Annotated in this window: 11 protein-coding genes; all 11 read left to right on the forward strand. The window is 60.7% G+C overall.

The features are described from left to right. The first annotated feature begins 146 nt into the window (after window positions 1-146). The 11 genes from HU731_RS16795 (at window position 147) to HU731_RS16845 (ending at window position 11,823) form a co-directional block, all read left to right on the forward strand. Window positions 147-1,727: a glycosyltransferase family 39 protein gene (locus tag HU731_RS16795; protein WP_186607939.1), complete on the forward strand. Its 1,581-nt coding sequence runs from the start codon at window positions 147-149 to the stop codon at window positions 1,725-1,727. A 32-nt stretch (window positions 1,728-1,759) separates the two neighbouring features. Beyond that, a complete protein-coding gene (locus tag HU731_RS16800) occupies window positions 1,760-2,005 on the forward strand; it encodes a DUF2789 domain-containing protein (protein WP_186607940.1) in 246 nt (81 codons plus the stop codon). A 97-nt stretch (window positions 2,006-2,102) separates the two neighbouring features. Continuing rightward, on the forward strand, window positions 2,103-3,575 hold the full coding sequence (locus HU731_RS16805; RefSeq protein WP_186607941.1) for a Fic family protein: 1,473 nt from the start codon (window positions 2,103-2,105) through the stop codon (window positions 3,573-3,575). Between the two features lie 52 nt (window positions 3,576-3,627). Continuing rightward, window positions 3,628-4,044: a hypothetical protein gene (locus tag HU731_RS16810; RefSeq protein WP_186607942.1), complete on the forward strand. Its 417-nt coding sequence runs from the start codon at window positions 3,628-3,630 to the stop codon at window positions 4,042-4,044. Window positions 4,045-4,333: 289 nt separating this feature from the next. After that, window positions 4,334-4,753 carry a MarR family winged helix-turn-helix transcriptional regulator gene (locus HU731_RS16815; RefSeq protein WP_003187465.1) on the forward strand — a complete coding sequence of 140 codons (420 nt, stop codon included), beginning with the start codon at window positions 4,334-4,336 and terminating at the stop codon, window positions 4,751-4,753. Further along, window positions 4,750-6,828, forward strand: a complete 2,079-nt coding sequence (locus tag HU731_RS16820; protein WP_186607943.1) for an FUSC family protein — start codon at window positions 4,750-4,752, stop codon at window positions 6,826-6,828. Before HU731_RS16815 ends, HU731_RS16820 begins: the two co-directional genes overlap by 4 nt. Further along, a complete protein-coding gene (locus HU731_RS16825) occupies window positions 6,825-7,034 on the forward strand; it encodes a DUF1656 domain-containing protein (RefSeq protein ID WP_003187469.1) in 210 nt (69 codons plus the stop codon). The genes HU731_RS16820 and HU731_RS16825 overlap by 4 nt, the downstream gene beginning before the upstream one ends. Further along, window positions 7,031-7,921, forward strand: coding sequence for an efflux RND transporter periplasmic adaptor subunit (locus tag HU731_RS16830; protein WP_186607944.1), 891 nt, complete (start codon window positions 7,031-7,033; stop codon window positions 7,919-7,921). Before HU731_RS16825 ends, HU731_RS16830 begins: the two co-directional genes overlap by 4 nt. Next, window positions 7,918-9,360, forward strand: coding sequence for an efflux transporter outer membrane subunit (locus HU731_RS16835; RefSeq protein ID WP_186607945.1), 1,443 nt, complete (start codon window positions 7,918-7,920; stop codon window positions 9,358-9,360). The genes HU731_RS16830 and HU731_RS16835 overlap by 4 nt, the downstream gene beginning before the upstream one ends. 81 nt (window positions 9,361-9,441) lie before the next feature. Further along, entirely contained in the window at window positions 9,442-10,074 is a 633-nt protein-coding gene (locus HU731_RS16840; protein WP_019819550.1) for a hypothetical protein, read from the forward strand. A gap of 252 nt (window positions 10,075-10,326) precedes the next feature. Next, window positions 10,327-11,823, forward strand: coding sequence for a YdgA family protein (locus tag HU731_RS16845; RefSeq protein WP_047712291.1), 1,497 nt, complete (start codon window positions 10,327-10,329; stop codon window positions 11,821-11,823). Window positions 11,824-11,867 lie beyond the last annotated feature (44 nt).

Raw genomic sequence — 11,867 nt, forward strand, 5'->3', positions numbered from 1 at the left:
TGATCCGACGCATGCTTCGGTGAAGGCCTACACAAATTGCTGATTTGTCCGATTCCAGCGGCGAGGCCAGGGCTTTTGGCCTAGAGTGGCGGTGTTTGCGCATGCGCAGTATTGTCCTGCAAGAGGGCAGTAGTAGCGGAGTCGATATGCGTCGGTCTGTGGTAGAGCAAAACGGAAAAGTCGAGGCATTGCCCGTCTTCCATCCCTTGAGCTGGGAGGGTGCCGGTTGGCTCAGCCGCCTGTGGTGGGTGCCGATCCTGGCGCTGGCCATGGCCCTGCGGTTTTACCACCTCACCTCGGCGGCGATCTGGGGCGACGAAGGCTCCAGCCTGTTGCTCAGCGAATACGCCCTGGCCGACCTGTGGTTTCACGCGGCCCATGATGTGCACCCGCCGCTGTATTTCTTCCTGCTGCGCGGTTGGATCGAGGTGTTCGGCGACAGCATCGGCTCGATTCGCAGCCTGAGTGCGATCCCCGGCGTGGCCGTCGTGGGCCTGGGCATCTGGCTGACACGGCAACTGTCCACCCGACGCGCGGCCGTGCTGGCGGGGATCCTGTTGGCGCTGCTGCCGACCGCAGTGCGCTACAGCCAGGAAGTGCGCATGTATTCGCTGCTGGGCGTGTGGCTGCTGGGCGCCACGCTGGCGCTGGTGTACTGGGCGAGGCAGCCCGAACGCACGCGCTATGGGGCTGTGTATGTGCTGTTGATGAGCGCCGGGTTCTATACCCACTACTTCACCGCGCTGTGCGTGCTGGTGCATTGGGCGTACCTGGGGTTGCAGGCGCCAGGTCAGCGCTTGATCACGCGACCTGCCTGGTGGGTCGCCAACGTGGCGATAGTGTTGCTGTATCTACCCTGGCTGCCCAACCTGCTGGACCTGGTGCAGCACGTCGAACAGCTCAAAGTCGGCGGCGACATTGGTTGGGAAGAACCGGTCAATCTGCTGTCACTGCCGTCGATGGTCTGGCAGTTCCTGCTGCAGGATGACGGTCTCGGCCTGTGGCCGCCGCTGTTCTGGCTGTTACCCCTGCTGCTGGCCGTGGTGGTTGTATCGACAGCCTGGCGCAATAACGCGGCGCGCCTGCCAGCACTGTTTTGTCTGCTACCGCTGCTGCTGGTCTATGGCGTGTCCTTTATCTCGCCCGTGTTTATCGAGCGCTACCTCACGGTGTATGCGTTAGGCCTGCCGATAGTCCTGGCGCTTGCCATCGACCGTTTGCCGTCCCGTTTGTCCTGGCTGGGCGTGGCGCTGTTCGCGCTGTTTGTGGGCGTAGAACTACTGGGGTTGAAGAACAATTTTGAGGTGGATGAACACGACCAGTTCAACGTGCCGGTGGAGTTCGTCAATCGCAACTACCAGGAAGGCGACCGCATCGTCCTCAGCGACATGATGTGGTACCTCAGCTACGTGTATTACGACCAGACCGCCGCCCAACTGCAGCTCTTCACGCCGCCCAAACCCGACGGCACCGCGACCCGCCCGAATGCTTATGGCTTCGGCACACTGGTGGACCAGGACGGTGGCCGCATCTACCTGGACCGCCTCTCAGCACTGCCAGCTCAAACGCGGCGGGTATGGTTGATCAGCAGCAACGAAGCCCCAGATGAATTCGCGCCACTGCCCAACGGCTGGCGCGAACTCAGTCGCCAGGACGGCGGTGGCGCCAGGGCGCGGTTGTTCGTGCTATGCAACGCACCGGCGCCGCAACCCGATGGCTGCCGCTAGACTCACTTCAACCTACTGATGAGGAGCCTTTTATGGAATCGCCACTGCACAGCTTGCCGGCTTTGTTCAAACAGCTTGGCCTGCCGGACGACCCGGTCAGTATTGAGCAATTTGTCGCCTCTCATTCGCCGCTCAAGCCGGAGTTGAAACTGGCGGAGGCGTTTTTTTGGAGCGACGCCCAGAAGGCATTTTTGCGTGAAGAGATTCTGGAGGATGCGGATTGGGCGGTGGTGGTGGATGAGTTGAATCTGATGTTGCGGGGTGGGCGAGGGGTGTAAAAAACTGAGCAGAAAGGCCAAAACTTGAAAAAAATTGATGAGGCTTGAAAAAATCTAGGCTTTAATCGCGCAAGTGAACTTTTTCTGAGGTTGCGCGATGTCTTTGGTCGGCTATGCCCATCTTCACCAACTCCTCGGGTTGAAAGCCATTGCGCCTGCTCGTTCAGCGATGGTCAAGCCCGTCACTCGCATCTCGTTGATTGGCGATTGCCTTGCTGTTCCCCAAACGGTTGCGCCCGCAGCCGATTCGGTGCTCGACCATATTCTTTTTGCCCTCAAGCACGAAGGCATAAATCTCGCCATTCTCGCTCAGGCACTTGACGCGGTCAGCGCAGATCAATTGCTGCAAGAGCTGGATAAAGCCCCTAACGGCGTATTCATCCGCAAGGCCTGCTATTTATGGGAGGGCCTGACGCTGCAACGGCTCGATTACAGCAAGCCTATCAATAGCCGAGTTTCCCCCCTGTTTGATCCGCAGCGCTACGTAACGGGGCCGTCTACACGCAATTCCCGTTGGCGTATCGACTTCAACGGTTTGGGCTCATTGGCCTATTGCGCGACAGTCGAGCGTACGTCTGAAATTGACGCCTTACTGAGTCTAGACATACTGGGCCGCGCCAAATCCTTCATGGCCACCCTCCCACCCGAAATGATGGACCGCGCCATCCAATGGGCGTACCTGCACGAAACCCGCGATTCATTTGCCATTGAAAAAGAACAACCCAGCGAAGAAAAATCCCGTCGCTTCGTTCAACTTCTGCGCCAGGCTCACGAAGGCCGTTTGCTCACCGAGGACTACTTGGTCGAGCTGCAAAACAGCACGGTCTCCAACCCCTTCGACAAAGCCGTCGCGTTTCGCCACGAACAGAACCATCTGCACAACGGGCTGCGCGGCGCAGCCGGTGTGAGCTACGTACCGCCAGCCCCCGCGCTTTGCCAGGAATTGATGGAAGAGCTGATGGCCTTCGCCAACCAGCCCGTGCGAGACGTCGATCCTTTAGTGGCGGCCGCGGTCACCGCTTTTGGTTTCGTCTTCCTGCACCCGTTCATGGACGGTAATGGGCGCCTGTCTCGCTTCCTGATTCACCAGACGCTCTGCCACTACGGCGCACTGGAAAATGGCTTGCTGCTACCGGTCTCCGTCGCCATGAAGCACGAGGAACAGGCCTATCTGGAGGCACTCAAGACCTTCTCCCAACCGACTCGGGAATTCTGGAACGTCACCTGGCTGGACGCCGACCACATGGCGTTCGACTTCGTCGGCCACCCCTCGATCTATCGCTACTGGGATGCGACCCGCTGCGTCGAATTCACCCTGCAAATGGCCCGCCGCGCACTGGAAGTGGAACTGCGCGAAGAGACCGAATTCCTCGACCGCTACGACCGTGTGATCAAAGCGGTGAACCAACGCTACGACGTGCGCGGCAGCGATCTGTCGAAGCTGGTGATGATGTGCCTGGATAACGGTGGGAAGCTTTCCAAGCATCGGCGTAAGCAGTTTCAGTACAGCGTGGCGGAGGAGGTGTTTGGGTTTATTGAGGACGAGAGCCTGAGGTTGATGGGCGAGTAAGAGGTCATCCAGTCACGCCAGATGAGGCGTATGAAAAAAAGGAGGGTGCAAAATGAGCCGTCGCAGAATTTGGCTGTTTTGGGGAGCGATGGATGCGATTTATCTCATTTGGTATGCGTCCAATAGTTTTTTTAACAATAGAATTCCGTATCTAAGTGATGTGATAAGCGCTTCAAATGTTTTGCGAGCGCACAGTGACGTGCAAATAGTTATGTTTGTGGGTGCGTTGGTTTTACAGGCCTCAATTTTTGCATCCTGCGCCATGTTTTTTCTTCAGAAAAAATCAGTCGTGTGGCTTGTCTTTTTTCAAATCCCCTTACGACTTGTGCTCGTTATCCCCTCCGTTTCGCTCCTGTTGATTGGCGCTCGAGTTTTGCCGCAGTACAACGTGCTGGCAATGGCTGGATTGATCGGTGCGTCGGAGATTTTAAAAGTCTGGAGCGTGTGGCGATGGAGCAAAAAATGCTGACGCTGACCTAATGTGGGAGCGGGCTTGCCCGCGAAGGCGGCGTGTCAGTCACTGAATACTCAACTAAACCACCGCTTTCGCAGGCAAGCCCACATTTTGTTTGTCGTATGGCGAATATCGCGATTTGCTGATGCCCACCCTCAAACCGGCTTTACCCAGCGCGCATCCCACCACTCATCCGCGAAATTGTTTCAAAACTTGACGGCAAACCCTTCCTCCACCATATTGATAGTTAGCAAACTAACTGTATGCGAACTATCCAGTGCCTCAATCCCTTGAACAACTCCAGATGAGCCTCAGCAGCAGCATGGTGGTGGGCGCCCGTAATTGGCGCAAAATCTGCCAGACCACGCTGGTGAGCTATGGCATCTCCGAAGCCTGCGCCGTGCCGTTGTTGATGATCGGTCGCTTGGGCGACGGTGTGCATCAAGTCAAAGTCGCCCAGGCTTCCGGCATGGAGAGCCCGTCACTGGTGCGCCTGCTCGACCGGCTGTGCGGCGATGGCTACGTCTGCCGCACCGAAGACATCCACGACCGCCGCGCCAAGGCCTTGAGCCTCACCGAACGTGGCCGTGAGTTGGTGCAGGCGGTGGAGGCGCAACTGGTGCGTCTGCGCAAGGATGTGTTGGCGGATATCGCTCCCGACGATCTGCAAGCCGCACTGCGCGTACTGCGCGCCTTCGAAGCGGCCGAGGCTGTGTCGTCTTGAACGGATTTTTTACCGGCTTCCCGCCTGCCCGCGACTGGTTCTACGGGGTGCGTACCTTCGCCGCGTCGATGATCGCGCTGTATATCGCCATGCTCATGCAAATGCCGCGTCCGTACTGGGCGATGGCCACGGTGTATATCGTCTCCAGCCCGTTTGTCGGCCCTACCAGTTCCAAAGCCCTGTACCGCGCCATCGGCACCTTGATGGGCGCGGCGGCGGCGGTGCTGTTTGTGCCGATGTTCGTGCAGTCACCCTACATTCTGGTGGTGGTGATTGCGTTGTGGACCGGCACCTTGCTGTTTCTGTCCATGCACCTGCGCACCGCGAATAACTACGCCCTGATGCTGGCCGGCTACACCTTGCCGCTGATTGCCTTGCCGGTGGTGGATAACCCCTTGGCGGTCTGGGATGTGGCGGAGGCGCGTACCGAAGAAATCTTCCTCGGCATTGCGGTCGCGGCGGTGGTGGGCGCGATGTTCTGGCCTCGGCGCCTGATGCCGGTGTTCGATGGCTCGGTGGCCAAGTGGTTCAGCGACGCACAGGTCTACAGCCAGCGCTTTCTCAGCCGCAAGGTCGACCCGGAAGAAGTCAGCAACCTGCGCGGCGGCATGGTCGCCACCTTCAACACCCTTGAGTTGATGATCGGCCAACTGCCCCACGAAGGCGCGCGCCCGCAGACGGTACGCAACACCAAGGAACTGCGCGGGCGCATGATTCACCTGCTGCCGGTGATCGACGCATTGGATGATGCGGTGTACGCCATTGAGCACCGTGCGCCAGAGTTTCTCGATCAGCTCACGCCGCTGTTGGAAGAGGCCAATGCCTGGCTGCAAAACACCACCGAACAGGCACCGCTGGAGCTTTGGCGCGTGCTGCGTGACAAGATAGACGCCGCCCAACCCCAAGGCGAAGCGCTGGATGACCGTCACACCTTGCTGTTCTCCAACGCCCTGTACCGCCTGGGCGAATGGGTCGACCTGTGGCAAGACTGCCGCAGCCTGCAAGCCGCCATCCAATGCGAAAGCCAGGACACCTGGCGCGCCGTCTACCGCCACTGGCGCCTGGGCCGGCTCACGCCGTTCCTCGACCGTGGGCTGATGTTTTACTCGGCTTTTTCCACCGTCACCGCAATCATCGTCGCCTCGGTATTGTGGATTCTGCTGGGCTGGACCGATGGCGGCAGTGCCGTCATCCTCGCCGCCGTGGCGTGCAGCTTTTTCGCCTCGATGGACGACCCCGCACCGCAGATCTATCGGTTCTTTTTCTGGACCGCCATGTCGGTGCTGTTCGCCAGCCTGTATCTGTTTCTGGTGCTGCCCAACCTGCATGACTTCCCCATGCTGGTGCTGGCCTTCGCCGTGCCGTTTATCTGCATCGGCACCCTCACTGTGCAGCCACGCTTCTACCTGGGCATGTTGCTGACGCTGGTCAATACCTCGTCCTTCATCAGCATCCAGGGCGCCTATGACGCGGACTTTCTCAACTTCGCCAACGTCAACCTGGCCGGGCCCGTGGGCCTGCTGTTCGCCTTTGTGTGGACGCTGATCGCCCGACCCTTCGGCGCCGAACTGGCGGCCAAGCGCCTCACCCGTTTCAGCTGGCGCGACATCGTCAGCCTCACCGAGCCCGCCACCCTGGCCGAGCATCGGCACATGGCCGCACAAATGCTCGACCGCCTGATGCAACACCTGCCGCGCCTGGCCCTCACCGGCCAGGACACCGGCATCGCCCTGCGCGACCTGCGCGTGGCGCTGAACCTGCTCGACCTGCTGGCCTACTCGCCACGCATCCTCGGTGTGCCACGGGTGTTGCTCAACCAGGTGGTGGAAGGCGTGGGCGGTTACTTCAAGGCGTGCCTGAAGGCGGGTGAACGCTTGCCCGCGCCCAGCGGTCTGCTGATGACCCTGGACCGCACGCGCCGCGCCCTCAACGGCCAGGGCCTGCAAGACGAAGACGACACGCGCCTGCATCTGCTGCACGCCTTGGCCGGCCTGCGCCTGGCGCTGTTGCCCGGTGTGGAGTTCATTGGCGGTACAGAGATGCAAGCGCCGTTACCTGATGGAGCGCCTTTATGATCGGTGACCTGGATATCAGCGGGGTGTTCCTGCCCACGCTGCTGGTGCTGATGGGCATTACTTATGTGTTGTTTCTGGTGGTGCACGGGTTGTTGACGCGCATGCACTTCTATCGCCTGGTCTGGCACCGGGCATTGTTCAATGTGGGGCTCTACGCGCTGTTGCTGGGCGCGGTGGACTCACTCAGTCGATATCTGATGACATGAAAAAACCTTTTTTGACTATCGGCCGTGTCGTCCTGACGTTGTTGGTCGTGAGTTTCGCGGTCGTCGTTGTGTGGCGCATGGTCATGTACTACATGTTTGCGCCCTGGACCCGTGACGGCCATATCCGTGCCGACATCGTGCAGATCGCTCCGGACGTGTCCGGGCTGATCCAGCGCGTGGACGTGCGCGACAACCAGTTGGTGACCAAGGGCCAGGTGCTCTTCGCCGTTGACCAGGACCGCTTCAAGCTGGCCCTGCGCCAAGCCCAGGCCGCCGTGGCCGACCGCCAGGAAACCCTGGCCCAGGCCCAGCGCGAGTACAAGCGTAACCGTGGCCTGGGCAACCTGGTGCCCAGCGAGCAATTGGAAGAGAGCCAGTCCCGCGTCGCCCGCGCCCAATCGGCCCTGGCCGAAGCGCAAGTGACGGTGGACTCCGCCCAACTCAACCTCGACCGCTCGGTGATCCGCAGCCCCGTGGACGGCTACGTCAACGACCGCGCACCGCGTACCCAGGAATTCGTCACCGCCGGGCGCCCGGTGCTGTCGGTGGTGGACAGCAACTCGTTCCATATCGACGGTTACTTCGAAGAGACCAAACTCGACGGCATCCACGTCGGCATGGGCGTGGACATACGGGTGATCGGCGACAATGCGCGCCTGCATGGCCACGTGCAGAGCATCGTCGCCGGTATCGAAGACCGCGACCGCAGCAGCGGCTCCAACCTGCTGCCCAACGTCAACCCGGCGTTCAGCTGGGTGCGCCTGGCCCAGCGGATCCCGGTGCGTATCGCCTTTGATGACGTGCCGGCGGACTTTCGCATGATCGCCGGGCGCACCGCGACGGTGTCGATTATCGACGACAAGGTTAAAGACGGGGGCAAACCATGAAGCGGCTTCTGGCAACCGCTTCCCTGGGGTTGTTGCTGTCGGCCTGCCAAGTGGTGGGGCCCGATTACAAACTGCCGGAACAGGCCGCCGTCAACCGTGGCGACCTGCAAGGGCCGATCATGGGCGAGGGCAGCAACGTCGTCTCGGCACCGGTGCCGGCCGATTGGTGGAAGCTGTACAAAGACCCGCGCCTGGACGAACTTGTACGTCAGGCCATGGCCTCCAACACCGACCTGCGCGTAGCCGCCGCCAACCTGCAGCGCTCGCGTTACCAGGTGCAGCAGGCTGAATCCGCTGGCGGCTGGAGTGCCGGCGTCAAGGCCGAGGCCCAGCGTTTGCAAGAGTCTGGCGAGGCCTTCCTGCTGCCGGACAAAGTCCCGGTCGGCAATATCGGTAGCGTCGGGATTACCACGTCTTATCAATTCGACCTGTTCGGCACCCTGCAGCGTGGCATCGAAAGCGCCCAGGCCAGCGCCGACGCCACCCAGGCTGCGGCAGATATCGCCCGCATTACGCTGGTGGCCGATGTGGTGCGTTCCTATACCCAGGTGTGCGCGGCCAACGAAGAACTGGCGATTGCCAACGAGTCCCTCGACCTGCAAGCCCAGAGCACCAAACTGACCCAGCGCCTGCGCGATGCCGGGCGTGGCGATGAGACCCAGGTGACTCGCTCGCAAACCCAATACAAATCCCTGCGCGCCGACATACCGCGCTATGAAGCCTCGCGTCAGGCGGCGCTGTTCCGGCTGTCGATGTTGCTGGCCAAACCGGTCGACCAACTGCCCGCCGGCACCGGCACCTGCGCCGAGCTGCCGCATATCGCCCAACTGCTGCCGGTGGGCGACGGCGCCACGCTGCTCAAGCGCCGCCCCGACGTGCGCCAGGCCGAACGCCAACTGGCCGCCGCCACGGCGCGTATCGGCGTAGCGACCGGCGCGTTGTACCCGGATATCAGCGTCGGCGCCACGGTCGGCACCGTCGGCTTGCTGGAAAACCTCGGCACGCCTGCCACCAACCGCTGGGGCTTTGGCCCAATGATCAGCTGGACCGTGCCAACCAACGGCGCCCGCGCCCGCGTGCATGAAGCCGAAGCGGCAACTCAGGGCGCGCTGGCCCACTTCGACGGTGTGGTGCTTAACGCCATCCGCGAAACCCAGACCGGCCTGGCCCAATACACCGCCGTGTTGCAACGCCGCGACGCCCTGGCCGATGCTGAACAGTCAGCCCGAGAAGCGGCAGGCCAGACCCACCGCTTCTTCCAGGCCGGCCGCGAATCCTTCCTGGCCGACCTGCAGGCCACCCGCACCTACACCGATATGCGTGCGCAACTGGCGGCCGCCAACACCCAGGTTGCCATGAGCCAGATCGACCTGTTCCTGGCCCTGGGCGGCGGTTGGGAAAGCGGACGAACGCAAGGGCAAAAACCCGGCAAACCGTGAGGTGATTGCTATGCTTTCTTGGGTGAGGCCCGCTGACGCCTCGCCCGACAAAGCTCGCGTTTGCTCATGGGGATTCCAAGAATGAAAAACCCTTATGCTCCCGCTTTCTGGTGCGTGCTCTTTGCACTGGTGTTGTTATCGGCCGCGTATTTTTATGGCGTCATGCTCGCCCATCAACTCGACAAGGCCATGGTGTTCCTCGACAGTGCCTGCCTGGTGATCGGCACCTTGTCCATCGGCGTGGTGGCCTGGGCGTCGTATCAAAACCAGCGAGTGAAGAAAAAACTCCTCGAACAGGGCAAGACTCGCGTGGCGATCTGGGACACCAAGGTTGCCCTGCGCCGCGTCGAAACCGTATTCGACCGCTATTTCTGGGGCAGTTACTGGCAGCCGGGGCGCACGTTCCAGGAAGTCATGGGCGACCTCACCGGCACGCCGCTGGAAAAAAGCCTCGAAGTCCTGAAAAAACAATGCGTGCTGCTGGATCGGCAGGTTGCCGACGGTAGGCATTGGCTGGATAACGCGCGGGAATTGTCCGACGTGGCCACGCAAATGGCCCGCGAGCGCTACCAGCTGGATTTTTGCGACCCCAAGGCCGACACCCCCGGCAATGCCGTGATACACCGCGAGTTTGAGGTGCTGGTGTACACCTGGACCGCACGCTTGAAGAGTTTTGATCACCAATTGGATGAAGTCGAACAAGAGTACTCCTGAACTCCTGCTGAACTGATCCCTCTGAAAGGCTGGGCCGTTTACGCCCGCCAGTGCTAATCTTCCCCAGCCTTTGGCCTCTCGGGCCACGACTGTAGGAGCGAGCTTGCTCGCGAAAGACGCCAACGATAACGCGTGCATCCTGGATGAACGCGGTGCCCCTGCGTTGTTCGCGAGCAAGCTCGCTCCTACAGGAACCCCTCTAGGGTTCAAGGAAGACAGCCCACTTCTCACAGGATTTGATCAGGTCACTTCATGAATAAGCCAGCCGTTGTTTTCTTGGGTTTTGTTGTCGCCGTCGGCGCCGTCAGTGCGGGCGGTGCCTGGTACACCGGTAAACAACTGGAGCCGGTCCTGCAAACCGCTATCCAGAGCGCCAATAAAGAACTGCAGACCTCCATGGCCGGCGTCGATGGCAGCGTGACCCTGGAGCTGGTGTCCCTGGACCGTGGCGTGTTCAGCAGCACCGCGCACTATCGCCTCAAAGGCCAAGGCAGCGTGTTCGGCGAAGATAACCCGAACCCTGAATTGCTGTTCGTCGACCATATCGAACACGGCCCGCTGCCGTTCTCGCGCCTGGTGACCCTCAAGTGGTTGCCGGTCATGGCCACCAGTCACTACGAACTGGAAAAGAACCCCACCACCGAAAAATGGTTCGCCGCCAGCAAAGACGTGTCGCCGCTCAAAGGCGTGGCGAATATCGGCTATAGCCGTTCGGTCAGCGGCAACATCGAATTGCTGCCCCTGGAATTCAAAGAGGCCACCTCCTCGGTGAGCTTCTCCGGCGCCAACCTCAACTTCGACAGCAGCGCCGAAGGCCAGAAGGTCAAGGCCGAAGGCTTCATGAACAGCCTCAAGGTCGCCGCAGTGGACGCCGAAGGCGCACCGTTCGAAGCGGAACTGGCCGGCTTGACCGTGGCCAGCAACCTGGAAAAAACCACCTTCGGTTTCTACACCGGCCAGAACACCGTGGAGCTGACCGACACCAAGGTCACCTTCGGCCCGCAGAAAGCCGTGCTGACCCTCAAGGGTTTCGAGCAGAAAGACTCCAGCGAGACCAAAGACAACAACCTGGCTGGCCGTGTCGACTACAAGATCGACGAGATCGGTTACCAGGGTAAAGCAGTCGGTTCGGCCGCCATGGCCGTGAGCATGAAGAACGTCGACATTCCGGCGATGCTGGTGCTGACCAAGCTCTACCAGGACAAAATGCAACCGGTGCAAGCCGCCGCCGCTGCCGGCCAGCCGGTGCCGGAGCTGCAAATGACCGAAGCCGAGCAAGCCCTGGCCGAAGCCAACGTCAACCAGGTGTTGGCCGCCAAGCCGCAACTGGCCGTCGAAAACCTCTCGCTCAAAACCACCCGTGGCGAAAGCAAGTTCAACCTGGTGGTGGACCTGACCAAGCCAACGTCCATGGAGCTGCCACCGGTTGAACTGGGCAAGCAAATGGTCTCGCTGCTGGATGCCAACCTCACCCTGTCCAAGCCGATGATCAGTGACGTGGCGGCCCTGCAAGCCCAGGTGGGCGGCGTGACCGACCCGCAAGCCATCGAACAGCAATCGCAGATGGCGGCCGAGATGGTCAGCAGCATGGCGGTTGGCACCCAAATGGCGACCCTGGTGGGCACCGATGTAGTTTCCAAGCTGCACTACGCCAACAACGAAGTGACCTTCAACGGCCAGAAGATGACCGTTGAGCAGTTCCTCAGCTTTGTGATGTCCAAAGCCGGTGCGGTCAGCGGCGCCCAATAAACCTGAAATGCGATAAAAAAATGTGGGAGCTGGCTTGTGTGGGA

This window comes from Pseudomonas salmasensis, from assembly GCF_014268375.2.
GTDB lineage: Bacteria > Pseudomonadota > Gammaproteobacteria > Pseudomonadales > Pseudomonadaceae > Aquipseudomonas > Aquipseudomonas salmasensis.